Consider the following 25564-nt stretch of genomic DNA (forward strand, 5'->3'; position numbering starts at 1 on the left):
CACGCTCCGGCGTGACGAGGGAAAAGTAGGGAGACGGTGCCCGTCGGCACCTCACACTGGGGTGCCAACCAGCAGGTGATACCTGGGTATGTGGAGGTCATACCGAGGTATGGAAGTGAGGGGCCTACTGCCCTCCGGGCGTGATGAGGCCCGACTCGTAGGCGAAGATCACGGCCTGCGCGCGGTCCCTCAGGCCCAGCTTGGACAGGACCTTGCCGATATGGGTCTTCACCGTCTGCTCGGCGAGCACCAGGTGCTCGGCGATCTCCTGATTGGACAGGCCACGCGCGATCAGCGCCAACACCTCGGTCTCACGCGGTGTCAGGCCATTCAGCCGCAGGGACTGGTCGGTGCGTGGCCGCTGTTTGACGAAGTCGGTAATCAGTCGACGCGTCACCGACGGGGCGAGCAGTGCCTCGCCCGCTGCCACCACGCGCACCGCCGAGATCAGATCGGCGGGCGGGGCGTCCTTGAGCAGAAAGCCCGAGGCTCCGGCGCGCAGAGCCTCGTACACATAGTCGTCCACGTCGAAGGTGGTGAGCATCAGCACCTTCGGCACATGCACCACGCCGGGTGGAGGTTCCAACAGGGCGCGGGCCGCGGCGAGTCCGTCCATCTCCGGCATCCGCACGTCCATCAGGACGACGTCGGGATGGGTCGTGCGGCTGACGTCGACACCCGCTTTGCCGTTCGGTGCCTCGCCCACGACGTCGATGTCGCTCTGGGCCGCGAGGAGTGCGGCGAACCCGGCCCGCACCATGTTCTGGTCATCGACGATGATCACGCGGATGGTCATGCGGTGCCGGAGTCCTTCTTGAGGAGGGGGAGTTGGGCCGCCACACGGAAGCCGCCGTCGGGCAGCGGCCCGGCGTCGACCGTGCCGCCGACCAACCGTACGCGTTCGCGCATGCCCACGAGCCCGTGACCTGTGCCGCTGTGCTCCAGCGAATCGGGTCTTCCGGTGGGCGGGCCGTTGACCACCAGAATCAGCAGATGCTCCTCGTCCAGGGTCACGGTGATGGCGGTGCGTGCTCCCGGCGCGTGCCGCATCACGTTCGACAGGGCTTCCTGGACGATGCGGTACGCGGACAGGTCGACGGCCGGTGTGACCTCGGCAAGCTCCGTGAGGGCCGCCAGCTCAGGGCGTGAGAGATCGATGGGGATACCGGCGCGCACCGTCGCCTCGACCAGATGCGGCAGCCTGCTGAGCCCTGGCTGCGGGGCTCGCTCGCCCGGAGCGTCCTCGCTGCGCAGTACGGCGAGCAGCCGTCGCATTTCGGTGAGGGACTCACGCGCGCTGGTGGCGATGCTCCCGAACTCCTCCCGGGCCGCTTCCGGAAGGCCGTCGAGGCGGTAGGGCGCGGAGTCGGCCTGCACGGTGATCACCGACATGTGGTGAGCGACGACGTCGTGCAACTCCCGTGCGATGCGAGCCCGTTCTTCGAGGAGGGTCCGCTGGGCGCGCTCGGCCTCGCTGATGTTCTCTTGTTCGAGGAGTCTGCGCTGTGCGTCACCACGTTCGCGCAGCAGCGCGCCGAGCAGCAGCGCGACACCGCTCAGCACGATCAGCAGCACGCTGGTGTCCTGGCTGCCGTCGTCGCGGAACGCGCCGAGGACGAGGCTCACGACGACGGTGACCAGCCAGATGCCGAGAAGAGTGCGGCGGCTCTCGCGCAGGGAGAGCAGGAGGCACACGACCACGTAGCCAACGATGATCATGGCGGTCCAGGGGGCGGGCCTGTCGTTGCCCATGGACAGGGTCACGATCGCCCCGAGGACATCCGCGACGATGATGATGCACCAAGCGGCCAGTGGGCGGCTGACCGCCAGCAGCAGCGGCGCGGCCTGGGCGACGCCCAGGGCGCCTGCAAGACCGCCGTCCACGCCGTAGTCGTTCGTCAGGACCTGGGTGGTGACCGGGATGAGTGCCGCGACGAAGGCGAGCGCGACGGCCAACGGCAGCAGCCGCATCCAGCGCTTGGGCGCCCGGGCAAGGAGCGGCTCGGCCCGCCCCGAGGGTGTCGAGGAGGGCGTCGAGAGGAAGGCCCCCGCTCTGCCGAGCCCATCGCGGATGCCGGCGGTCGCACGCTGGAGTGTGGCCCCGCGTCCGTCCGCCTCGGCGGCCGGTGGGCGAGGATCCTGGTCGGGTGGTGTCGATGCGCTGCTCATGGCCTGATCAGCGTAGGCAAGAAGCACGCCGCGTGCCGTCGTACCGCAGAGCTGACCTGCACTTCATACCCGGGTATGAACTGGGCTTCCGGCGCTACCCCGGTATGAGTCGTGAGTCACGACTCACGGCTCACAGCTCCGCCAGCAGCTCGGCCTTCTTCGTCGTGAATTCCTCGTCCGTGAGCAGACCGGACTGGTGCAGCTCGCCGAGGTGCCGGATGCGTTCCGCGATGTCCGCAGGGTCGCGGCGGGTCACGGGGGCGGTGCCGGGGACCGTGCCGGGCGTCATGCCCGGCGTGAGGGCCGGGCCCGACGCCCGCACTGCGGCGAGTACCGATGCCGCGAAGGGCAGCGACTCGTGCACCGGGCCGTACCCGAGACCGAAGACGACGGCCGCCGGATCCTGGTCCGCCTGCGCGGGCTGGGCGAGCGGGGTCTCACGGCGCAGCAGCCGCAGATGGCCCTCGAAGACCTCGGGAGAGCGCCACTCGACGCCGCTCAGGTCCGTGACCAGGAAACTCTGGTCGCCGGCTTTCCATTTCGCGGACGAAGCGCCCGTCCAGAACCATCGGAAGGCCACCGACTTGCCGTCGAAGGACGCTTTGCCGTCGTACGCCTTGAACTGCAGCGGAGTCTCCGGAGGGGCCACGAGATAGCGGTCCGGGGGCCCGCCGTCGTCCTGGGTGAGCTGGGCCCGCAGCTCGTCCGCGTAGTACTCGGCGAGCGTCTCCCGCTCGGCGGGCAGCACGAGTCGATACGGGTCGTAGCCGTCCTTGAGCTGGCCCGCGGCCGCCTCCATCAGCGGATCCGCGCCCGGTCTCGGCACAGCGTGCAGGACGACCGTCCCGCGCTTGCCAGGAGCAAGTGTCACCGCTGCGATCGCTTCGTGGGGGATGCGGCGTTCACCGAGCGCCTGGAGGAGCTTCGGCGTACGGATTCCCCGTTCGAAGCGGATGAGCACGGAGTCGGACTCGAACTCCCAGGCGGCGTGAAATCCGGCCAGTACATCACCCATGCGGCTCATCGTAGGCGGCACGCGCGCCTCCGTCCCTCCTGCGGCGTGCCGCTGTTTCGTCGATTTCTACGCGCGTCAGGCCGCTGTCGTACCGGAAAATTCCTTCCGGCAGGCATCATCCCCACTCGCACACCGCACTGAACGGTACGAACCGGTGCCGATGTCGGCGAAGTTCCTGAGGCTCTCCGTGCCAGGCTCGAAATAGCCGGTGTGGCCGATCGCGCCCCGTGCGGACAGCACTCGCGCACCGAAGTCCCTGGAGACGGGGTCGGCACCGTGGCCGAGCCCGCCGACCTCCATGTTTGGCACATCCTGGATCCAGTCGTCGCCGTCCCTGGTGGCCCAGATCCGGGCACCCGTGCCCAGCTGCGCCGCCGTGTCGGCGCGCATGCCGGGGCTGCCCGCGACCGCGATGTCGGAGACGCGGGAGGGCAGCTGTCGTGCCGCGACGCCACACACCACCGAGCCGTAGCTGTGGCAGTACAGCGCGACAGGTGAGTGACCCGGCAGCCCGCGCACCAAGGAGTTGAGCCGGACCGCGCCGTCGTCCGCACGCATGGACGTGGCCGCGTCGACACCGAGGCCGATGGGCGCGGTGTAGTCGGCCCAGGCGATCACTGCGGTACGCGCGCGTGGGCTCGCCGAGTGCTCCGCGCTGTACAGGGCCTTGGCCATGCCGACAGGCGCGGAGTACTTGCGGTTCGTCCGCTCGAAGGTCAGCAGGTTCGTGTCCACACCGGGCACCACGACCGACACCCGGGAGGCCCGGTCGAGGTCTCCGAAGACTTCGGCTATACGACCCGACCCCATGGGATCGAAGGACAGGACATGCCGGTCCGGGCGCATCATCACGCCGAAGCGCTTCATTCTGCGCTCCGCCTCCTGTTGCCCGATCGGGGAGAGGCGCTTGTCGTGCATGCGCTGTTGCTCGGTCTTGCGCGCTTGATCCAGGGCGATGCGGTTCGCGCGATATCGCAGCTCTACGGGGGCGCCGTTCATGTTGCCGACCGCAAGGGGATAGCGGGTGGCGAGACGAGTGCGCTGTTGCGCGTCGAGCGAGGCGAAGAAGTGGGCGAGCCTGCCGGCCGGCGCACCGGGGTCGGGCAGGGCCCGTCCGCTGATGTGCCCGCTCTCCCACGCGGAGAGCGAGGCCGCGAGCGGCGATGCGTCGTCCTTGTGGTGGCGTACCGCGGTCCAGCCCGTGGTCGCCAGCATGACGAACACGACGGCGAGCGCAAGCAGTGCGCGCCAGGCGCTGAGTTGAGGGGAGGAGTCGAAGGAAGTCACTACGGGACACCCTAGGAGAATCGTGATGCCCACCGTGCACCGGGTGAGACAGATCACGTTTCCCTTGGGGTAATTGAGGCATAGAGGGCGCACTCGCGACACTTGCGTCACACTCCGTAGGCGGCTCATGCCGCAGCGCGCTTGGGCTGCACGCTTACTGATGGCGCATCAGTCAGTTACTCAGTGTGTTGATTTGTTCGATGCGTGACCTACCGGGTGAACCGTGCGGCGTGCGCGCGTCGTTACTCTGTGCGCCAATTCTCAGCCAACGCGGGCCCCAGTTGGTCGAGATAGGTCTCGGTGATCGCGCGGATCGACTCCACGCTGGAGTCCTCGCCCGCGCCCCACAGCCGTCCGGTCACGCGCATCACTCCGCTGAAGGCGGCCACCACCACGCGTGGTCGCGGGTCCGTGTCCAGGTCGAGCCCCTCGCGCTCGGCGATCACGCGCGCGATCTCTTCCTCCATCTCGATGGAGCGGCGCAGGTGGGCGGCGAGCAGGGAAGGGGTGGATTCGATCATCTGGTAGGTCCGCATGTGGAGTTCGACCGGGACCACCTCTTCGATGGACCTGCCCATCGCGTCCCAGGCGTCCATGACGGCCCTGCGCAGGGCCACGAACGGCGTTTCTTCGGCGGGGCGTTCGCGCAGGGTCTCCACGAACCGCTGCTCCACCATCTCCTGCACCGCGAAAGCGGTCTCCTGCTTGTTGGTGAAGTACCGGAAAAACGTGCGCTGGGAGACGTCGACGGCCTCGGCGATCTCGTCGACCGTCGTCTCTTCGTACCCCTTGGTCGTGAAGAGCTCGAGCGCGGCGCGCAGGAGCGCGTCCCGGGTGCGCTGCTTCTTCCGCTCGCGCAGTCCGGGCCGGGCGGGCTCGACGGAGATGCCTCCGGAGGTCCCGGCCTGCGGTTTCGCGGGATCCGCCGCTCGCTGCTCGGTCCTCACACCGTGGCCCTCTTTCCGCCGTTTTGACCAGCTCAGCATACCTGTGAGCTACGTGACAGTTACCGACTTGTGAAATGGTTTGTCAACTGTCAGCGGCTGACACTAGCCTCGAACGTATGACTAGTCAGATCACCGTCGACAAGGCGGACAAGGCGCCGGAGCCATCGTCCGCTCCGGCCCCGGCCAAGGGGCTCCGCGGCCACCCTTGGCTGACGCTCTTCTCCGTCGCGATCGGCGTGATGATGGTCGCCCTGGACGGCACCATCGTGGCGATCGCCAACCCGGCCATCGCCAGTGACCTCGGCACCACGATGGCCGGTGTCCAGTGGATCACCAACGGCTATCTCCTCGCGCTCGCCGTCGCGCTGATCACCGCCGGCAAGCTGGGTGACCGGTTCGGCCACCGGCAGACCTTCCTCATAGGCGTGGCGGGCTTCGCCGTGGCCTCCGGCGCGATCGGGTTCTCCAGCAGCGTCGGCCTGGTCGTCGCCTTCCGTGTTCTCCAGGGCCTCTTCGGAGCCCTGCTGATGCCGGCCGCGCTCGGCCTGCTGCGCGCCACTTTCCCCGCCGAGAAGCTGAACATGGCGATCGGCATCTGGGGCATGGTCATCGGCGCCTCGACCGCGGGCGGCCCGATCGTCGGCGGTCTGCTCGTCGAGCACGTCAGCTGGCAGTCGGTGTTCTTCATCAACGTGCCCGTGGGCGTCATCGCCCTCGTCCTCGGCCTGGTGATCCTCAAGGACCACCGCGCGGAGAACGCGCCGAAGTCCTTCGACATCCCCGGCATCGTCCTTCTGTCGGGCGGCATGTTCGCGCTGATCCTCTCCCTCATCAAGGGCTCGGAGTGGGGCTGGGGCGGAACCAGGACGCTGCTCTTCCTCGCGGGTGCGGTGGTCCTCTTCGCGCTCTTCGCCTTCTGGGAGACGAAGGTCAAGGAACCGCTCATCCCGCTGGGCATGTTCAGGTCCGTCCCGCTGTCCGCCGGTGTGGTCCTGATGGTGCTGATGGCCTTCGCCTTCATGGGCGGACTGTTCTTCGTCACGTTCTACTTGCAGAACGTGCACGGCATGAGCCCTGTCGACAGCGGACTGCATCTCCTGCCGCTCACGGCCATGATGATCGTCTCGTCGCCGATCGCCGGTGCGCTCATCACCAAGTTCGGTCCGCGCGTCCCGCTCGTCGGCGGCATGGTGGCTACGGCCGTCGCGATGTTCGGCATGTCCACGATGACGACGGACACCGCGACGCTGCCGATGTCGCTCTGGCTCGGCATGCTGGGCCTCGGCCTCGCGCCCGTGATGGTGGGAGCCACCGAGGTCATCGTCGGCAACGCCCCGCTGGAGCTTTCCGGCGTGGCGGGCGGTCTGCAGCAGGCAGGTATGCAGGTCGGCGGCGCGCTCGGTACGGCGGTGCTCGGCGCCGTGATGGCCTCCCGGGTCGACAAGGACTTTCCCGCGAACTGGGCGGACGCCAAGCTTCCGCCTCTGACGCCGGACCAGCTCGACCAGGCGTCCGCCGCCGTCGAGATGGGTGGAGCCCCCGTGCCGCCTAAGACGCCGGAGCCGGTCGCCGAGGCGATCACCAAGGTCGCGCACGACACGTTCGTGTCCGGCATGGGCCTGGCCTTCACCGTCGCCGGTGTCGTCGCGGTCGTCGCGGCCCTGGTCGCCACCCTGACCAAGCGAGGCGCCAACGCCGAGGCGGGCGCCGGAGTCGGACACATCTAGCCGCGCCGGCGTCTGACCGCGCTGCCGACAGGCCGCGCTCGCGTCCGTGTCCCGGGTCCGGGCCACGCCCACGCGTCAGGGCATCAGGGAAAGCCCCTCAGGGTTCAACTGGGGGGCTTTCGCCTATCTGGGTGACGCACATTCGTACCCCTTCCGACGGAGCTAGCGAGTGAGTCACAGTTCTCGCAAGTGATCGACACGACACACAAGTGATCGACATGTCACGGGAGTTGATGACGATGCGTACGACCATGCCCGCCACCTTCGCCGCAGCCGCACTCGCCTCGGTGATCCTGGCCCCCACGCCGGCCGGGGCCACGACACCGTTCACCGGGGCCGATTCCGCGACACCCGCGAAGCACGCGGGGGCTGCCGCGCCACCAAGGCTCGCCAGTTGTGGGCCGGGAGAGCTTTGTCTATGGGGGAAGGCGCAGTTCAAGGGCGCCCGACAGACGTACGAGCTGTCCGAGATCGACATCGAGAGCTGTGTAGCGCTGCCGGAGGGGGGCAGCGCTCAAGCTCTCGCCAACCGCACGGGCCGGCCGGTCACCACGTATCAGTCCGCGGAGTGCGGGGAGACCGGCGAGTTCGACACATATCCGGGAGGTGGCACCTGGCTCCCTGAATCGCCCTATCGAGTAAGAGCGTTCAAGGTCTGGGAGAACTGACCGGAGTCTCCGGAGTCTCCGGAGACTCGGGCGCCCTCGCACCGGGAACGACGCCTGGCCCGCCATCAGACCCCACACCCGGCCCCGCAGCCGGCCCCGGCCCCGCGCCGGGTCCCGTCCCGGGCCCGGAACCGGGCCCCGCCTCAGGCCCGGAACCCGCACCCGGCCCCGCCTCGGACCCGCCATCAGACCCCGCATCCGCCCCGCCGCCGGCCCCCGCCCCGGCCGACAGCGCCGTCACCTGAGCGCGCAGCGCCCTCACCTCCGTCGTCAGCGCCTCGATCGCCGCCGTCTGGCGCCGCTCCTCGATGTCGTCCCGGTCGAAGCGCGAGATGAACCAGGCCGCGATGTTGGCGGTCACCACACCCAGGAGGGCGATGCCCGAAAGCATCAGGCCGACCGCGAGTATGCGGCCGAGCCCGGTCGTCGGTGCGTGATCGCCGTAGCCGACGGTGGTCATCGTGGTGAAGGACCACCACACCGCATCGCCGAGCGTCTTGATGTTGCCGTCCGGCGACTCCCGCTCCACCGAAAGGACAGCCAGTGAACCGAACATGAGCAGTCCCACGACGGCACCGGCGACATAGGTCGTCAGCTGAATCTGCGACGCCATCCGGGCCCGGCGTCCCACCAGCAGCAGAGTCGAGACGAGCCGCAGCAACCGCAGCGGTTGCAGCATCGGAAGGAGGACGGCGCAGAGGTCGAGCCAGTGCGAGCGGACGAACTGCTTGCGGTGGTCGGTGAGGTACAGGCGTACGAGGTAATCGACGGCGAACGAGCCCCAGACGATCCACTCCACCGCCGTGCACGTGATCGCGACGCGCCTGCTCGCGTCGGGCACCACGATGGGCACGGCGTAGGCAACGGCGAAAGCCACCGCGAGCACGAGGAGCGGGCGTTGGGTGCGTCGCTCCCAACGGAGCTGGGCCGGCCGATCTTTACGCAGCTGGGCCGGCTGGTGTTCCACGGGCGCTTCCATGCGCGCATCGTAGGAAATGCCGGAGGGCGGCGGGAGCCACCGTCCCACCGCCCTCCGGGCGACCTGCGTGCTACAGGTGCCGTGCTACAGGTGCCGCGCGGCCTAGGCGTCGCCTCCGGCAACGCCCGGGTCGGCCGACGTGACGTCGAGCAGCTGGTAGCGGTCGATGGCCTGCTTCAGTACGGAGCGGTCCAGCTTGCCCTCACGGGCCAGCTCGGTCAGCACCCCGACCACGATCGACTGCGCGTCGATGTGGAAGAAGCGGCGGGCCGCACCGCGGGTGTCCGCGAAGCCGAAGCCGTCGGCGCCCAGGGACTGGTAGGTGCCGGGGACCCAGCGGGAGATCTGGTCCGGGACGCTCCGCATCCAGTCGGAGACGGCCACGAACGGACCCTCCGCGCCGGACAGCTTCTGCGTCACGTACGGGGTGCGCTGCTCCTCCTCGGGGTGCAGGAGGTTGTGGCGCTCCACGTCGACCGCCTCGCGGCGCAGTTCGTTCCAGGAGGTCGCCGACCAGACGTCCGCCTTGACGTTCCACTCGGAAGCGAGGATCTGCTGGGCCTCGACCGCCCACGGGACCGCGACACCGGAGGCGAGGATCTGCGCCGGGATCGCGCCCTGCTCGCCCGTCTTGAAGCGGTAGATGCCCTTGAGGATGCCGTCGACGTCCACATCGGCGGGCTCGGCCGGGTGCTGGATCGGCTCGTTGTAGACGGTGAGGTAGTAGAAGACGTCCTCGCTGTCGGGGCCGTACATCCGGCGCAGGCCGTCCTTGACGATGTGCGCGATCTCGTAACCGAAGGCGGGGTCGTAGGCGACACAGCCAGGGTTGGTCGAGGCGAGCAGCTGCGAGTGGCCGTCCGCGTGCTGGAGGCCCTCGCCGGTCAGGGTCGTGCGGCCGGCGGTGGCGCCGAGCACGAAGCCGCGGGCCAGCTGGTCGGCCATCTGCCAGAACTGGTCGCCGGTGCGCTGGAAACCGAACATCGAGTAGAAGACGTACACGGGGATCAGCGGTTCGCCGTGGGTGGCGTAGGCCGAGCCCGCGGCGATCAGCGAGGCCGTACAGCCGGCCTCCGAGATGCCGTCGTGCAGCATCTGGCCGGTCGGGGACTCCTTGTAGGCGAGGAGCAGATCACGGTCGACCGATTCGTACTGCTGGCCGATCGGGTTGTAGATCTTCGCGCTCGGGAAGAACGCGTCCATGCCGAAGGTGCGGTACTCGTCGGGGGCGATCAGCACGAAACGCTTGCCGATCTCCTTGTCCCGCATGAGGTCCTTCAGGATGCGGACGAACGCCATGGTGGTGGCGATCGACTGCTGGCCCGAACCCTTCTTCGCGGTCGCGTACGTCTTGTCCTCGGGAAGCGGGAGGGGCTTCGAGCGGACCACGCGGGTCGGGACGTAACCGCCCAGGCCCTGGCGGCGGTCGTGCATGTACTGGATCTCTTCGGAGTCGCGGCCGGGGTGGTAGTACGGCGGGGCGCCGTCCTCCAGCTGCTTGTCCGGGATCGGGATGTGCAGGCGGTCGCGGAAGCCCTTGAGGTCGTCGACCGTCAGCTTCTTCATCTGGTGCGTGGCGTTGCGGCCCTCGAAGTTCGGGCCGAGGGTCCAGCCCTTCACCGTCTGCGCGAGGATGACGGTCGGCTGGCCCTTGTGGGCCTTGGCGGCCGCGTACGCCGCGTAGACCTTCTTGTGGTCGTGACCGCCGCGGCCCAGGTGCAGGATCTGCTCGTCGGTCATGTTCTCGACCATGGCGCGCAGGCGGTGGTCGTCGCCGAAGAAGTGGTCGCGGATGTACGAGCCGGTCTCGGTCGCGTACGTCTGGAACTGGCCGTCGGGGGTGGTGTTGAGCCGGTTGACCAGGACGCCGTCGCGGTCCTGCGCGAGCAGCGGGTCCCAGCTGCGGTCCCAGACGAGCTTGATGACGTTCCAGCCGGCGCCGCGGAACTGCGACTCGAGCTCCTGGATGATCTTGCCGTTGCCGCGTACCGGGCCGTCGAGGCGCTGGAGGTTGCAGTTGACGACGAAGGTCAGGTTGTCCAGGCCCTCCCGGGCGGCGATGGAGAGCTGGCCGAGCGACTCGGGCTCGTCCATCTCGCCGTCGCCGAGGTAGGCCCAGACGTGGGACTTGGAGGTATCGGCGATGCCGCGCGCCTCCATGTAGCGGTTCATGCGGGCCTGGAAGATCGCGCCGAGGGGGCCGAGGCCCATGGAGACGGTCGGGAACTCCCAGAAGTCCGGCATGAGGCGCGGGTGGGGGTAGGACGAGAGTCCGTTCGGGGCCTTCGACTTCTCCTGGCGGAACGCGTCGAGCTGCTGCTCGGAGAGCCGGTCGAGGAGGAAGGCGCGGGCGTAGATACCGGGGGACGCGTGCCCCTGGAAGAAGATCTGGTCGCCGCCGTCGCCCTCGTCCTTGCCGCGGAAGAAGTGGTTGAAGCCCACGTCGTAGAGCGAGGCGGAGGAGGCGAAGGTGGCGATGTGGCCGCCGACGCCGATGCCGGGACGCTGGGCGCGCGAGACCATCACCGCGGCGTTCCAGCGGGTCGCGTTCAGGACCTTGCGCTCGATTTCCTCGTTGCCGGGGAAGAACGGCTCGTCCTTGGTGGCGATCGTGTTGATGTAGTCCGTACTACGCATTTCGGGCACGGCGACGCGCTTCTCGCGCGCGCGTTCGATAAGCCGGAGCATCAGGTAGCGGGCCCGCTCGCGGCCGCGTTCGTCCACCGCGGCATCGAGGGAGTCGAGCCACTCCTGGGTCTCTTCGGGATCGAAGTCCGGGACCTGACTCGGCAGGCCGCCAATGATGATCGGGTTGCGATCGGATCCGGAAGCCACGCTGTTCCTTCGCTGTTGGGGCTTTCGCCTGGGTTCTGCCTGGCTGTGAGACGTTCCCCATCGTGTACCGCGTAGGCCTAATCGTCATCTCTACTCAGAGGTAACCGAGGCGCCCGTCCGGCGGCCCTGGGGTAGGCTCGACCAAATCGCAACGATACGCCCATCCTGCCTAGCCGGTTCGTAAGGTCGTTCGGAGCCCGGTTCCGACCGGCGTCGTACGAGCGAAGTGCGAGCGGAGAAGGATCTGGCAGGTGGGCCTTGAGTTGCAATGACACGGCCGGGAACGTCACCGTTTCAGCGGTCTTGACGGCCGGGTACTTGCGCGATCCGGTCCGCCCGTGTGGACTACCGCCAATGTCCCGCGCACGCGCGTGGATGAAGGCATTCCCGAAAACATGATCAGGAGGCAAGCCGTGAGCGCGACCGCGGACCACGCGGAGGAGCGGACCAACCCTGCCGCGAGGCTGGGATTCCAGCCCGAGCAGGTGGTCCAGGAGATCGGCTACGACGACGATGTCGATCAGGAGCTCCGCGAGGCCATTGAAGGGGTGATCGGCAGCGAGCTCGTCGACGAGGACTACGACGACACTGCTGACGCCGTAGTGCTGTGGTTCCGCGAGGACGACGGCGACCTGACGGATGCGCTGGTGGACGCCACCCAGCTGATCGAAGAAGGCGGCGACCTCTGGCTGATGACGCCCAAGACCGGCCGCGACGGTTACGTCGAGCCGAGCGACATCAACGAGGCAGCCCAGACCGCAGGCCTTGCGCAGACCCGGACCATCAACGCGGGCAAGGACTGGACGGGCAGCCGTCTGGTCACGCCGAAGGCGGCAGCCAAGAAGCGGTGAAGCTGCCGCTCAGGCAGCAGGAAGTCGACTGAGCCAAACGCCGTGAGCCCCCACCGACGCATGCCGGTGGGGGCTCACGCGTATGTGCGGGGCCTGAGAGGTGCCCGCCATGGGCAGTGATCGGACGAAACGCCCGTTGCGTAGGGTGGTCATCACCCGAACAGCCCCACCGAAGGGATGCTTAGCTCATGGCGCTCGCTGGAATCGCGACCGACACCAAGGCCCCGGACTTCGAGCTGAAGGACAACCACGGCCGGACCGTGAAGCTGTCGGACTTCCGCGGCGAGAAGAACGTGGTGCTGCTCTTCTATCCGTTCGCGTTCACCGGTGTGTGCACGGGCGAGCTCTGCGCCCTGCGCGACGAACTGCCCAAGTTCGTCAACGACGACACCCAGCTGCTCGCGGTCTCGAACGACTCCATCCACACCCTGCGCGTCTTCGCCGAGCAGGAGGGTCTCGAGTACCCCCTGCTCTCCGATTTCTGGCCGCACGGTGAGGCGTCGCGCGCCTATGGGGTCTTCGATGAGGAGAAGGGCTGCGCCGTGCGCGGCACCTTCATCATCGACAAGGAGGGCGTGGTGCGCTGGACTGTCGTCAACGGCCTGCCGGACGCCCGCGACCTCAACGAGTACGTCAAGGCGCTCGGCACCCTGTGATTCCTCAGGGGTGACACCCTGTGATTCTTCGGGTGCAGAGCCTGTGTCGGCCGGGAACCGGTCACTAGGATCCACTCGTTGATCTGATGCAGGCACGGCCGACTAAGCACGACCGGCAAAGCATGACTGGGGCTCCCCGCCCCTGGACATCAATTTGGGAGGATTTGTGGGAGTCAGCCTCAGCAAGGGCGGCAACGTATCGCTGAGCAAGGAGGCCCCCGGCCTGACCGCGGTTCTGGTCGGCCTGGGCTGGGACGTCCGTACCACCACCGGTACGGACTTCGACCTCGACGCCAGCGCCATCCTGACGAATGCCGAGGGCAAGGTCAGCAGCGACGGCAACTTCGTGTTCTTCAACAACCTGAAGAGCCCGGACGGATCCGTCGAGCACACCGGTGACAACACCACCGGTGAGGGCGAGGGCGACGACGAGGCGATCAAGGTCGACCTCGCGGCCGTTCCGGCCGACGTGGACAAGATCGTCTTCCCGGTCTCGATCTACGACGCCGAGACCCGCCAGCAGTCGTTCGGCCAGGTGCGCAACGCGTTCATCCGCGTCGTGAACCAGGCGGGCGGCGCGGAGATCGCACGGTACGACCTCTCCGAGGACGCCTCGACGGAGACGGCGATGGTCTTCGGCGAGCTGTACCGCAACGGAGCGGAGTGGAAGTTCCGCGCCGTCGGCCAGGGCTACGCCTCGGGCCTGCGCGGCATCGCGCAGGACTTCGGCGTCAACGTCTGAGCCGAGCAACACCCTCCGCCTTGTCGTCCGGCGCCGCACACCACGAGTGCGGCGCCGGACGTGCTCAAAACTCTTGTTCCCGGACAGGGGCGCCCGCACGGGAGCCCGGGGATTTCTGCTCTCGAACCACGGGGAGGACCACATCATGGGCGTCACGCTCGCCAAGGGAGGCAATGTCTCCCTCTCCAAGGCCGCACCGAACCTCACGCAGGTCCTGGTCGGTCTCGGCTGGGACGCGCGCTCCACCACCGGAGCACCCTTCGACCTCGACGCCAGCGCGCTGATGTGCAACTCGGGCCGGGTCATGGGCGACGAGTGGTTCGTCTTCTACAACAACCTCAAGAGCCCGGACGGCTCCGTCGAACACACCGGCGACAACCTCACGGGTGAGGGTGACGGTGACGACGAGTCGCTCCTGATCGACCTCTCCAAGGTGCCCGCCGACTGCGACAAGATCGTCTTCCCGGTCTCGATCCATGAAGCGGACAACCGTGGTCAGACGTTCGGCCAGGTCAGCAACGCTTTCATCCGCGTGGTCAACCAGGCCGACCATCAGGAGCTCGCGCGCTACGACCTCTCCGAGGATGCCTCCACGGAGACCGCGATGATCTTCGGCGAGGTATACCGCTACGGCGGGGAGTGGAAGTTCCGTGCTGTTGGGCAGGGGTACGCGTCAGGTCTGCGGGGCATCGCTCTAGACTTCGGGGTCAATGTTTCGTAAAGCCGGGGACCGGCGCGGGGGAGACCGCTAAACGGGAGCCCGTACACACACGATTGGGTAGCCAGTGCTTCTGAAAACCTTCGGCTGGTCGTTCGCGGTTACCGCGCTCGGCCTGGTCGCGGCGGTGTTCTACGGGGGGTGGACAGGTTTCGGGGTCGTGGCGATCCTGTCCATCCTCGAGATCTCGCTGTCCTTCGACAACGCGGTGGTCAACGCCGGAATCCTGAAGAAGATGAGTGCCTTCTGGCAGAAAATCTTCCTCACCATCGGTGTGCTGATCGCCGTGTTCGGCATGCGCCTGGTCTTCCCCGTCGCCATCGTGGCCATCAGCGCCAAGATCGGCCCCATTGAGGCCGTGCGTCTCGCGCTCAACGACAAGGACCAGTACCAGCAGCTGGTGACCGACGCTCACCCGTCGATCGCCGCGTTCGGTGGCATGTTCCTGTTGATGATCTTCCTCGACTTCATCTTCGAGGACCGCGACATCAAGTGGCTCGGCTGGCTCGAGCGCCCGCTCGCCAAGCTCGGCAAGATCGACATGCTGTCGGTCTGCATCGCGCTCATCGTGCTCATGGTCGCCGCGATGACCGTTGCCACCCAGGCCCACCAGCACGGTGGAACGCATGTGGACAAGGCACCGACGGTGCTTCTATCCGGTATCGCGGGGTTGATCACCTATCTGGTGGTCGGTGGTCTGTCCGGCTTCTTCGAGAACAAACTCGAGGAAGAAGAGGAACGCGAGCACGAGGAGGAGGAAGAGGCGAAGAAGTCCGGCAAGAAGGTTCCTGCCGTCGTCCTGGCCGGCAAGGCCGCCTTCTTCATGTTCCTCTACCTCGAGGTCCTGGACGCGTCGTTCTCCTTCGACGGCGTCATCGGCGCCTTCGCCATCACCAACGACATCGTTCTGATGGCGCTGGGCCTGGGCATCGGCGCGATGTACGTCCGTTCGCTCACCGTCTACCTGGTCCGCCAGGGCACCCTGGACGACTACGTCTACCTGGAGCACGGCGCGCACTACGCGATCGGCGCCCTCGCCGTGATCCTGATCGTCACCATCCAGTACGAGATCCACGAGGTCATCACCGGCCTCGTCGGCGTCGTCCTGATCGCCTGGTCCTTCTGGTCGTCCGTGCGCCGCAACAAGGCGCTGGCGGCGGCGGAGGGCTCAGGTTCGGACGAGAAGGCCGAGGTCTCGTCCGGCGTATGAGTTCGGGTCTGACGCGTTCCCGGCGTGTGACCCGGGGATGAGTGAGGAACGCTTCTGAACGGGGCGGCCATCGAGGACGAGTCCTCCTGGCCGCCCCGTGGCATTCGCGACGGGGCCCATGGGGCTCCGGCAATTTTTTGGGGGCGGCGATGTCCTTCTGGGACGGTCTATTCCGTGGGCGCTCGATGGACTTCGAGTCGGGCAGCGCCGCGACGAACTCCATAGAACTCACCAAGCGGCACCCGACGGTCTCGCTCAACAAACAGGGCGCGGCCACCGGCAACCTCCGGGTCAACCTCTCCTGGCAGATGCGTACGTCCGACATCATCGGCAAGCGCAAGGGCGGCGGCCTGCTGCGGCACCCTTTCCGGATGTTCCAGCCCGACGTGGTGCAGGCGCACACCCAGGGCGTGGTCAACGTCGACCTCGACCTCGGCTGCCTGTACGAGACGGTGGACGGCGCCAAGGGCGTCGTACAGCCGCTGGGCAGCTTCTTCGGGGACCTGAACGCACCGCCGTTCGTGAAGCTCAGCGGCGACGACCGGTTCGGCTCGCCGTCCGGCGAGACGATCTACGTGAACCTCGACCACCGCGAGTCGATAAAGCGGCTGCTGTTCTTCGCCTACATCTACGACCAGACGCCGGCCTTCGACCGCACGCACGCCAAGGTGACGCTCTACCCCAGCAACGGGCCGCGGATCGAGATCGACCTGGACGAGCGCCAGCCGCAGGCCCGTTCCTGCGCGATATTCACGCTGGAGAACGTCAAGGACGAGCTGGTCGTGCGCCGCGAGGTGAAGTTCGTCTACGGCTTCCAGGCCGAGCTCGACCGGCTGTACGGCTGGGGGCTGCAGTGGGGCCGCGGCTACAAGTCCAAGGTGGGCGGCGCCTGAGCGGCCCCGCCGGGGGCCGCCCGCACGGCAGGCCCCCGCCTCAGGGCCCGCACCGCGGGCTCAGCGCGCCAGGAACTGCGGTCCCTGGGGCGGCAGCCGGAAGTTCGGGTCGGGCATCGGCGGCACGGGCTGCGGATAGCCGTAGCTGGGCTGCGGGACCGGCGCCGCATGGGCGGGCGCGTGCTGTGGATAGCCGTAGGAAGGCTGCGGGGCGGGCTGGTGGCGCGGGGGCTCGGGAGGATAGCCGTACGCGGGCTGCGGGGCCGGTGCGGGGAAAGGCTGGGGAGCCGGGGCGTGCGTCGCCGGAGCCTGCGGAGGCAGCGCCTGCGTGGCCGGTTCGGGCAGCGGCTGGCGGTGCTGCGGATAGGGCTGCGGCAGGGACGCCTCGGTCGTCGGCTCGGTCACCGCCTCCGACTCGTCCACGGAGATGCCGAAGTCGCCGGCGAGACCTTCGAGGCCGTTGAGATATCCCTCGCCGAGGGCGCGGAACTTCCAGACGTCACCACGGCGGTAGAGCTCGCCGCAGATGAGGGCGGTCTCGTCGCCCGTCTGCGGGGCGATGTCGAAGTACGCGAGCGGTTCGGCCTCGCCCGCCCCGGCGTCGTACAGCAGGATGCGCATCGCCTGTACGTGCTTGAAGGCGACGTTCTCGGCGGATGCGACGAGCAGAACCCGGTCCACCGCGGGATCCAGGCCCGCCATATCGGTCTGGATCGTGTCGGTCAGGCCCTCGGAGAGGCCCTGGGCGACGCGCTTCTTGCCGAGCCGCCAGACCTTGCCCGACGGGTGGCGCGGCTGGTTGTAGAAGACGAAGTCCTCGTCGGACCGCACGCGGCCGTCGGCGCCGAGCAACAGGGCCGACGCGTCGACTTCCGGGACTCCCTGCCCCGGGGTCCAGCGCAGCACCGCGCGGACAGCCGTGGCTTCGAGCGGGACGTTCGACCCCTTCAACATCGCGTGCGTCATGCGGTCATCCTGCCTTCCCGGGTTTGAGCGGGACAACGCGGGGGTGACGGTGTGTGGCCTGTGTGTCCTACATGGCCGGGTTACCTGAATTTCATGCCCATGGGGAACCCTTGACACCCGTCCCTACGTACTATTACCGGCCACATCACGTCGGGTCGCGCCGACGAGTACAGGGGAAATCATGCGTCATTTCGGGCATATAGCCCCAGAGGTGCGACAGCGTCTCTTCCATCGGGAGCCGTGCTCGTTCACTGCGGACTCCTCCCCGCGTCTGCTGGCCGCCGCGCTCGGGGCCACGCTCTACAGCCCTGCCACGCGCCCCCGCCTCGCCGACGACATCCTGAAACAGGCCGGACGTGGCGTGATCTCGATGGTGCTCTGCCTGGAGGACTCGATCGACGACGCCGAGGTCATCGGCGCCGAGGAAAACCTGGTCAGACAGTTCACCGACCTCGCCGAGCGGGACGGCGCGGAGCGGGGCGGCACCGAGCGGGACGGCGTCGAGCCGCCGCTCCTGTTCATCCGGGTCCGGGCCCCCGAGCAGATAACCGACCTCGCGGACCGCCTCGGCCCCGCGATCCGGCTGCTGTCCGGTTTCGTACTGCCCAAATTCACCGAGGAGCGCGGCGTCGCCTTCCTGGAGTCGCTCGCCGCGGCGGAGGCCGCCACCGGCCGGCGGCTCTTCGCCATGCCCGTCCTCGAATCGCCCGAGCTGCTGCACCTGGAGAGCCGCGCGGAGACCCTCGCCGGGATCGCCCGCACCGTCGACAAGTACCGCGAGCGGGTGCTCGCGCTGCGACTCGGCGTCACCGACTTCTGCTCGGCGTACGGACTGCGCAGGCCGCCGCACATGACCGCCTACGACGTCCACATCGTGGCCTCGGTCATCTCGGACGTGGTCAACCGCCTCGGCAGGGCCGACGGCACGGGCTTCACCGTGACCGGCCCTGTGTGGGAGTACTTCCGCGTCCAGGAGCGGATGTTCAAGCCGCAGCTGCGCCGGAGCCCCTTCCTGGAGGGCCGGGCCGAGGAGCTGCGGCAGGCGCTCATCGAGCACGACATCGACGGGCTGCTCCGCGAGATCGAGCTCGACCGCGCCAACGGCCTGCTCGGCAAGACCTGCATCCACCCCTCGCACGTCCTGCCCGTGCACGCCCTCTCGGTCGTCACCCACGAGGAGTTCAGCGACGCCGAGGACATCCTGCGCCCGGAGCGGGACGGCGGCGGGGTCATGCGCTCGGCGTACACGAACAAGATGAACGAGGTGAAGCCGCACCGCGCATGGGCCGAGCGGACCCTCCAGCGCGCCGAGGTGTTCGGCGTCGCGCGCGAGGACATCGGCTTCGTGGAGCTGCTCTCCGCCGGGCTCTCCGGCTGACCACCGCCCCGCCGGGCTCTCCGGCCGACGGCGAAGAACGTAAGGAACCTAAGGACTGTGCGAGGACTGTGAACGACGACGTGGTGTGGTCAGGGACGTGGGTCGCCGAGCGGCTCGGTGTGGAGTTGGCCGGGGACGCGGGGCTGAGCGAGCTGCTCGGCCTCGCCCTGCGCCGCAACCCGAAGCGGGCGCACCTCCTGGTGTCGAACGTCCTGGGCAAGCACGTGCCTCAGCTCCCCTCCGTCGTGTACGCGGCCGGGCACGACCTCGGCGTCCGGGCGCGCGCACTCCTGGGTGACGCGCAGGCCCGGCGCGCGGTCGTCCTCGGGTACGCGGAGACGGCGACCGGCCTGGGCCACTGCGTCGCGGACGGCATCGGCCTCGCGCCCTACCTCCACTCCACGCGCCGCCCGGTCGACGGGGTGCGCAGGGCGGGCGGCTTCGAGGAGTCCCACTCGCACGCGACCTCGCATCTGCTGCTCCCCGAGGACCCCCGGCTGCTCACCAGGGACGGCCCGCTGGTCCTCGTCGACGACGAGTTCTCCACCGGGAACACCGTCCTCAACACGATCCGCGCGCTCCACGAGCTCTACCCGCGCGAGCGGTACGTCATCGTGGCGCTCGTCGACATGCGCTCCCCGCAGGACCAGGGCCGCCTGGCCGATTTCGCCCGCGAGATCGGCGCACGGGTCGACCTGATCACGATGGCGTCCGGCACGGTGAGCCTGCCGGACGGGGTCCTGGAGAAGGGGCAGGCCCTGGTCGAGGAGTACGAGGCTCCGGTGCTCCCCGCGCCGCGCGGTGAGGGCGGCTTTGCCAGCCGGGTCGGCCAGGTCAGCCAAGCCGGCCGGGTCGGTCGGGTCGACCTCGGTTGGCCCGCCGGAGTGCCGGACGGCGGGCGCCACGGCTTCGCGCCCGGGCACCGCGCGGCGCTCGACGCGGCGCTGCCGGGGATGGCGGACCGGATCGCGGAAGCGCTGCCGCCGGGGCTCACGGGCTCCGGCGGTTCCGGGACTCCCGGCGCTCCGGGCACTCCCATCGCTCCGGGCACTCCCGACACGCCCCGCACTCTCGACACGCCCCGCACTCCCGGCACGCCCCGCATCCCCGGCACGGCCGAGCGCCCGGAGCGCGACGGCGCCCGCATCCTCGTACTCGGCTTCGAGGAGCTGATGTACGCGCCGCTGGCCCTCGGCAAGGCCCTGGAGGAGCGGCTGCCCGCGGACGCCCCGGAGGTGCGGTACTCCACCACCACCCGCTCGCCAGTCCTCGCCGTCGACGACCCCGGCTACGCCATCCGCAGCCGCCTCGTCTTCCCCGCCCACGACGCGCCCGCCGACGGACCCGGCGACAGGTACGCGTACAACGTCGCGGGCGGCGGCTTCGACGCGATCGTCCTCGTGGTCGACTCCGTGGCCGACCGCCCCGAACTCCACGCCCCCGGCGGACTGCTCGCACAGCTCGCCGCGCACACTCCGCAGGTGCTGCTCGCCGTCGTGCCCTCGTACGTTCCGGACTCCGGGCGCGCCCCCGAGCACCTCTCCGAGCACATCCCCGAAAGGCCCTCCATGCTGCCCGAGCCCCTCCGCGGCCCCGACTTCTCCTCGTACGCGGCCGACGACGTCGGCTGGCTGCTGCAGGACCTCTCGGACGTACGCCTCGAGGCGCCCACCGAGGAGCGCGAGGAGGCGATACAGAGCGGTGGCGCGCACTACGCCGAGTCACTGCCGGTCGAGTACCAGCCGAGTCCGCAGTACCAGGAGCTTTTCCGCGCCGCGCTCGGCACCTCCGCCGCACGCATCGCGCAGGCCGTCGGCACCGTCACGGAGGCCGTGCTCGCCGAGCGGTCGCCGCGCCCCGTCCTCGTCTCGCTGGCCCGCGCGGGCACGCCCGTCGGCGTACTGATGCGGCGCTGGGCGCAGCACCGCCACGGCCTGGACCTGCCGCACTACGCCGTGTCGATCGTGCGCGGCCGCGGCATCGACGCCAACGCGCTGCGCTGGCTCGCCGCCCACCACGACACGGCCGATGTCGTCTTCGTCGACGGCTGGACGGGCAAGGGTGCGATCACGCGCGAACTCGCGGACGCGATAAGGGAGTTCGAGGAGCACGGCGGGCCCACCGGCTTCGATCCGGAGATCGCCGTGCTCGCCGACCCCGGCTCCTGCGTCCGCACCTACGGCACCCGCGAGGACTTCCTCATCCCCTCCGCCTGCCTCAACTCGACGGTCTCCGGCCTGATATCGCGCACCGTCCTGCGCGCGGACCTGGTCGGACCCGACGACTTCCACGGCGCGAAGTTCTACCGCGAGCTCGCCGGCACGGACGTATCCGTCGACTTCCTCGACGCCATCACGGCCCGCTTCGACGAGGTGGCCGACGCCGTCGACACCCGGGTCAAGGAACTGCTCTCCGCGGACCGGGCCCCGACCTGGGAGGGCTGGGCCGCCGTCGAGCGGATCAGCGAGGAGTACGGCATCCACGACGTGAACCTGGTCAAGCCGGGCGTCGGCGAGACGACGCGCGTCCTCCTGCGCCGCGTCCCCTGGAAGATCCTGGCGCGCGCGGGGGCGGGCGCCGACCTCGATCACGTACGGCTCCTCGCGGAGCAGCGCGGCGTACCGGTGGAGGAAGTGGACGAACTCCCTTACACCTGCGTCGGGTTGATCCACCCGAAGTTCACGCGCGGGGCCACCGGCACGGACGGCAAGGCGGTGGCCGCCAAGTGAGCGCCTCCCGTACGGTCCTCGTCGCCAGCGACCTCGACCGCACCCTCATCTACTCCGCCGCGGCTCTCGGCCTGACCATGCCCGACGCCGACGCGCCGCGCCTGCTCTGCGTCGAGGTGTACGAGAGCAAGCCGCTGTCGTACGTCACCGAGACCGCCGCGGGGCTGCTCGACGCGGTGGGCCGTTCCACGGTCTTCGTGCCGACGACCACGCGCACGCGCGAGCAGTACGGGCGCATCCATCTGCCGGGCCCCGCGCCGAAGTTCGCGATCTGCGCCAACGGCGGGCATCTGCTGGTCGACGGCGTTTCCGACCCCGAGTGGCGGGCGGGCGTCGGGCGGCGCCTCGCCGCCGAGTGCGCCTCGCTGGACGAGGTCCGCGCGCACATGGTGCGCACCGCCGACCCGTCCTGGCTCCTGAAGGAGCGGGTGGCCGAGGACCTCTTCGCTTATCTGGTCGTCGAGCGCTCACTGCTGCCGGAGGGGTGGGTCAAGGAGCTCGCCGAGTGGGCGGAGGGCCGCGGCTGGACCGTCTCGCTGCAGGGACGCAAGATCTACGCCGTGCCGAAGCCGCTGACCAAGAGCGCGGCGGTGCGCGAGGTGGCCCGACGTATCGACGCGGACGAGATACTCGCCGCCGGTGACTCGCTCCTCGACGCCGATCTGCTGCTCGCCGCCGACCGATCGTGGCGCCCCGGGCACGGCGAGCTGGCCGACACGGGCTGGACGGCGCCGGGGCTCACGGTGCTGCCGGAGCGGGGCGTGGCGGCGGGGGAGGAGATCCTGCGGGGGTTCCTCCAGCATGGTTCGGCCGGCGTCTGACCTCTGGCCGGTCCGCTGCGGTTAGCCTTGGCCCATGCCCCGATACGAGTACCGCTGCCGTTCCTGTGGTGACACCTTCGAGCTGAGCCGCCCGATGGCCGAGTCCGCCGACCCCGCGGCCTGCCCTGCCGGGCACGAGGACACGGTGAAGCTGCTGTCGACGGTGGCCGTCGGCGGTACGGCCTCAGGGTCCGCCCCTGCCCCCGCCCCCGGTGGTGGCGGAGGCGGCTGCTGCGGCGGGGGCTGCTGCGGATAGCCGACGTCTGGTGCGCGCTCCGTAGGGGGCGCGGGGCCCCGACATATGCGGCTCCGCCGCGTGGGAGCGACCGGGCCGGTCTGCGGTGAACTGTGTGATGAGGCCGGTCAGCCTGCGGCGAACTGTGTGACCAGCTCCGCCGGCCCGCGGCGAACTACGTGGCCGGCCCCCACCACCCCGCGGCAAACGGCGCGGTCACCCCCCACCGGCCCGCGGTTTCATCCCCGCACGCCCAGCCCAGCCCAGCGCTACCGCACCACGGTTCCGGGCCCCGCCCCCAGCAGTCCCAACTCGGCCCGCGTAGGCGCCCCTTCCCAGTCCCCGTGCGACGCCACCGCGAAGGCGCCGGTCGTCACGGCGCGGTCGAGGCGCCCCGCCACGTCGGCCCCGTCGAGCAGCGCCGACAGATACCCGGCGACGAACGCGTCCCCCGCGCCCACGGCGTCCACCGCCCGTACCGGGCGCGCGGGGGCGTGCAGTTCGCCCCCGGCGGTGTACGCCGTGGCCCCGTCGGCGCCGAGCTTGACCACGACTTCGCGCACGCCGAGCGTCAGGAGCCCCCCGGCCAGGGCGGAGGTCTCACCGGAAGCGGCAGCAGCCGTCTCCGGTACGCACAGCGGCAGTTCGTCGTCCGAGGCGATGAGGACATCGACGTACGGCATCCAGGAACGCATGACCGGGGCGGCCTCCTTCTCGCTCCACAGCCGTGAGCGGAAGTTGACGTCGAGGCAGACCGTCGTGCCGTGCTCCTTCGCCAGTTCGAGGGCCCGGCGGCAGGCGTCAGGGGCGGACGGGCCCAGGGCCGGGGTGATGCCGGTGAGGTGCAGGACGCGCGGCACGCCGGGAGCGGTGAAGGCGTGCTCGACCGCGGATGCCGTGAGGCGTGAACCGGCGGAGCCCGCGCGGTAGTAGTGCACGCGGGTCACTTCGGGCAGCCGCGGTTCGAAGAGGATCAGCCCCGTGGGAGCCTCCGCGTCGCGGGACGCACCGGCGACGTCGACACCCTCGGCACGCAGCGTGCGCAGCACGAGCTCGCCCGCCTCGTCGTCGCCCACGGCACCCGCCCAACGCGTCGCGTGGCCGAGCCGGGCGAGGCCGATGGCCACGTTCGACTCGGCGCCCGCGATGGACACGTCCATCGATCCGCCCAGCTTGAGCGGCCCGCTGCCGCGCAGGGCGACCATGGTCTCGCCCAGGGTCAGGACGTCGGTGGCAGCCGCGACGGGCGGCACGGCGCTCATCGGCCGCCACCCGTGACCGCCACGAACTCCGCCGCGCGCTTGCGCAGCGCGTCCAGGTCCCCGCCGTCCGCCGCGTCCCCGATGAGCGGGGAGCCGACGCCCACGGCGACCGCGCCGAGCTTCAGATACTCCTCGGCGGCGGCCGCGTCCACGCCGCCCACCGGTACGAAGGGCAGGTCGGGGAAGGGGGCCCGCAGCGCCTTGAGGTACGCGGGCCCGCCCATCGCCGACGCGGGGAAGATCTTCAGCGCGGTCGCGCCCGACGTGCTCGCCGCGATCACGTCGGTCGGAGTCAGCACCCCGGCGGCGACGGGCAGTTCCCGCCGTACGGCCTCGTCCACCCCGGCGCCGAGACCCGGCGTCACGATGAGGTTCGCCCCCGCGTCCGCGGCCAGCCGCGCGTCGTCCGCGGTGAGGACCGTGCCCGCGCCCAGCCAGGCCCCCTCGCCCAGCTCGGCGCGTGCCCGGCGCAGGACGCCCGGGGTGTCGGCGCCGCTGAGGGAGACCTCGACGAGCGGCACGCCGCATTCGACGAGCGTCATGACCGTCCGGAAGGAGGCCTCCGCGTCGGTACCGCGCACGATGGCGACCAGGCGCCGGGTCCGCAGGTCTTTACTGAAGGCAGTGGTGAGGTCCGACATGCCACCTAGGCTCGCACAGCGCCTTCAGCGTGCCTGCTCAGGGTGGTCTGCCTGGTCAGGGCGGTGCGCCGACACGGCCTTGTGCGCCCCGCTGGCCGGCGCGCTCTCGACGCTCTTGGCGTGCCGCGTCCGTCCGCTCTCGACGTGCCGCGCCCGCCCGCTCTCGGCGTGCTGTGTCTGCTCGGGGTGGCGTGCCTTCCAGTACGGGTTGTCGTGCGGCAGGGCCGAGCCGACCCGTCCGTACATCCCGAAGATCATCAGCAGGATGCCCACCACGAAGCTGAACAGGACGTTCGGCATGCGGAAGGCCAGGAAGTTGAGGCCGGTGTCGAGGATGGCGAGGTTGACGAAGCCGCTGAGGACGAAGGCGCAGCCCAGGACCATGTTCAGCGTCGAGGCGAAGTTGCCGCCGATCACCATGCCAACGAACAGGAGAAGCCCGACGCAGATCGACAGGACGCTGAGCGCGCCGTTGGTGTTCAGACCGGCGACGGTGTCGCCCCCGGTGTCGAAGAAGCCGATCTTGTCGATCAGGCCGAGGATGCCGAACGCCAGCAGGACGAGCCCCATGAGGCCCGCGCCGACGCGGTAGATCGTGCTGAGGCGGTGGTCGACGGGCAGGTGTTCGTTCAGCTTGACGCGTCGACCGGGCAGCTTCGCCCCTGAGTGAAGTACATGCGTGGCCATGTCCGCCTCCCTTGGGTGCGCGCGGAGGCCGCTTCTGTACGGTGCTGCGGTCTGTCCTACGGTGCCGCAGCGGCGAACGCCGATCGCCCTCATCCGCGTACGGCGGCGTCGGCGTGCGTACCTCAAGCATCCGCCCGTGGGCCGCGGA

22 protein-coding genes and 1 pseudogene are annotated in these 25564 nt (G+C 69.4%); 12 read left to right on the top strand and 11 right to left on the bottom strand.

What is annotated here, in order from left to right; translation table 11 throughout:
* Positions 1-124: 124 nt before the first annotated feature.
* From ACWFR3_RS05140 to ACWFR3_RS05160, 5 genes are all read right to left on the bottom strand, one after another.
* A complete protein-coding gene (locus ACWFR3_RS05140; protein WP_453733173.1) occupies positions 125-796 on the bottom strand; it encodes a response regulator in 672 nt (223 codons plus the stop codon).
* Positions 793-2169, bottom strand: coding sequence for a sensor histidine kinase (locus tag ACWFR3_RS05145; RefSeq protein WP_453733174.1), 1377 nt, complete (start codon positions 2167-2169; stop codon positions 793-795). The genes ACWFR3_RS05140 and ACWFR3_RS05145 overlap by 4 nt, the downstream gene beginning before the upstream one ends.
* Before the next feature lie 130 nt (positions 2170-2299).
* On the bottom strand, positions 2300-3184 hold the full coding sequence (locus ACWFR3_RS05150; protein WP_453733175.1) for a DUF4429 domain-containing protein: 885 nt from the start codon (positions 3182-3184) through the stop codon (positions 2300-2302).
* A gap of 75 nt (positions 3185-3259) precedes the next feature.
* Positions 3260-4471, bottom strand: a complete 1212-nt coding sequence (locus tag ACWFR3_RS05155) for an alpha/beta hydrolase (protein ID WP_453733176.1) — start codon at positions 4469-4471, stop codon at positions 3260-3262.
* Between the two features lie 242 nt (positions 4472-4713).
* Positions 4714-5358 (bottom strand): TetR/AcrR family transcriptional regulator, encoded by a 645-nt coding sequence (locus ACWFR3_RS05160; protein ID WP_453733224.1) that lies wholly within the window; start codon positions 5356-5358, stop codon positions 4714-4716.
* Between the two features lie 176 nt (positions 5359-5534).
* On the opposite strand from ACWFR3_RS05160, the gene ACWFR3_RS05165 reads away from it, so the two are divergent.
* Positions 5535-7145 carry an MFS transporter gene (locus ACWFR3_RS05165; protein ID WP_453733177.1) on the top strand — a complete coding sequence of 537 codons (1611 nt, stop codon included), beginning with the start codon at positions 5535-5537 and terminating at the stop codon, positions 7143-7145.
* Positions 7146-7384: 239 nt separating this feature from the next.
* Entirely contained in the window at positions 7385-7813 is a 429-nt protein-coding gene (locus ACWFR3_RS05170) for a peptidase inhibitor family I36 protein (protein WP_453733225.1), read from the top strand.
* Between the two features lie 229 nt (positions 7814-8042).
* Here ACWFR3_RS05170 and ACWFR3_RS05175 read toward each other — a convergent pair.
* Positions 8043-8792: pseudogene (locus ACWFR3_RS05175) on the bottom strand (potassium channel family protein); the annotation flags it as partial.
* Positions 8793-8894: 102 nt separating this feature from the next.
* A complete protein-coding gene (gene aceE, locus ACWFR3_RS05180) occupies positions 8895-11627 on the bottom strand; it encodes a pyruvate dehydrogenase (acetyl-transferring), homodimeric type (protein WP_453733178.1) in 2733 nt (910 codons plus the stop codon).
* A gap of 413 nt (positions 11628-12040) precedes the next feature.
* Here aceE and ACWFR3_RS05185 point away from each other — a divergent pair, with 413 nt between their 5' ends.
* The 6 genes from ACWFR3_RS05185 to ACWFR3_RS05210 all read left to right on the top strand — a co-directional run bounded on the left by ACWFR3_RS05185 (position 12041) and on the right by ACWFR3_RS05210 (position 16697).
* Positions 12041-12478: a DUF3052 domain-containing protein gene (locus ACWFR3_RS05185; RefSeq protein ID WP_383271784.1), complete on the top strand. Its 438-nt coding sequence runs from the start codon at positions 12041-12043 to the stop codon at positions 12476-12478.
* A 188-nt stretch (positions 12479-12666) separates the two neighbouring features.
* Entirely contained in the window at positions 12667-13134 is a 468-nt protein-coding gene (locus ACWFR3_RS05190; protein ID WP_453733179.1) for a peroxiredoxin, read from the top strand.
* Positions 13135-13300: 166 nt separating this feature from the next.
* Complete coding sequence (locus ACWFR3_RS05195) at positions 13301-13876, top strand: TerD family protein (RefSeq protein ID WP_361827689.1); 576 nt, start codon at positions 13301-13303, stop codon at positions 13874-13876.
* A gap of 145 nt (positions 13877-14021) precedes the next feature.
* Entirely contained in the window at positions 14022-14597 is a 576-nt protein-coding gene (locus ACWFR3_RS05200) for a TerD family protein (RefSeq protein WP_453733180.1), read from the top strand.
* A gap of 64 nt (positions 14598-14661) precedes the next feature.
* On the top strand, positions 14662-15804 hold the full coding sequence (locus ACWFR3_RS05205; RefSeq protein WP_453733181.1) for a DUF475 domain-containing protein: 1143 nt from the start codon (positions 14662-14664) through the stop codon (positions 15802-15804).
* 149 nt (positions 15805-15953) lie between these two features.
* A complete protein-coding gene (locus ACWFR3_RS05210; protein WP_453733182.1) occupies positions 15954-16697 on the top strand; it encodes a TerD family protein in 744 nt (247 codons plus the stop codon).
* 60 nt (positions 16698-16757) lie between these two features.
* On the opposite strand, the gene ACWFR3_RS05215 is transcribed toward ACWFR3_RS05210, so the two are convergent.
* Entirely contained in the window at positions 16758-17663 is a 906-nt protein-coding gene (locus ACWFR3_RS05215) for a TerD family protein (protein WP_453733183.1), read from the bottom strand.
* 181 nt (positions 17664-17844) lie between these two features.
* On the opposite strand from ACWFR3_RS05215, the gene ACWFR3_RS05220 reads away from it, so the two are divergent.
* From ACWFR3_RS05220 to ACWFR3_RS05235, 4 genes are all read left to right on the top strand, one after another.
* A complete protein-coding gene (locus ACWFR3_RS05220; RefSeq protein WP_453733184.1) occupies positions 17845-19041 on the top strand; it encodes an HpcH/HpaI aldolase/citrate lyase family protein in 1197 nt (398 codons plus the stop codon).
* A gap of 68 nt (positions 19042-19109) precedes the next feature.
* Positions 19110-21770, top strand: a complete 2661-nt coding sequence (locus tag ACWFR3_RS05225) for a phosphoribosyltransferase (RefSeq protein WP_453733185.1) — start codon at positions 19110-19112, stop codon at positions 21768-21770.
* Positions 21767-22591 (top strand): HAD family hydrolase, encoded by an 825-nt coding sequence (locus ACWFR3_RS05230; RefSeq protein ID WP_453733186.1) that lies wholly within the window; start codon positions 21767-21769, stop codon positions 22589-22591. The genes ACWFR3_RS05225 and ACWFR3_RS05230 overlap by 4 nt, the downstream gene beginning before the upstream one ends.
* A gap of 34 nt (positions 22592-22625) precedes the next feature.
* The gene (locus ACWFR3_RS05235) at positions 22626-22847 is read left to right on the top strand and encodes an FmdB family zinc ribbon protein (RefSeq protein WP_453733187.1); all 222 of its coding nucleotides are present in this window, start codon (positions 22626-22628) and stop codon (positions 22845-22847) included.
* A gap of 248 nt (positions 22848-23095) precedes the next feature.
* Here ACWFR3_RS05235 and ACWFR3_RS05240 read toward each other — a convergent pair whose 3' ends face one another.
* From ACWFR3_RS05240 to ACWFR3_RS05250, 3 genes are read right to left on the bottom strand one after another with little or no spacing between them, the layout of a single operon-like run.
* Positions 23096-24088: a sugar kinase gene (locus ACWFR3_RS05240; protein ID WP_453733188.1), complete on the bottom strand. Its 993-nt coding sequence runs from the start codon at positions 24086-24088 to the stop codon at positions 23096-23098.
* Positions 24085-24729 carry a bifunctional 4-hydroxy-2-oxoglutarate aldolase/2-dehydro-3-deoxy-phosphogluconate aldolase gene (locus tag ACWFR3_RS05245; protein WP_453733189.1) on the bottom strand — a complete coding sequence of 215 codons (645 nt, stop codon included), beginning with the start codon at positions 24727-24729 and terminating at the stop codon, positions 24085-24087. The genes ACWFR3_RS05240 and ACWFR3_RS05245 overlap by 4 nt, the downstream gene beginning before the upstream one ends.
* Positions 24730-24753: 24 nt before the next feature.
* On the bottom strand, positions 24754-25416 hold the full coding sequence (locus tag ACWFR3_RS05250) for a DUF4383 domain-containing protein (RefSeq protein ID WP_453733190.1): 663 nt from the start codon (positions 25414-25416) through the stop codon (positions 24754-24756).
* Positions 25417-25564 lie beyond the last annotated feature (148 nt).

It is taken from the genome of Streptomyces sp. NPDC055189 (genome assembly GCF_053606765.1).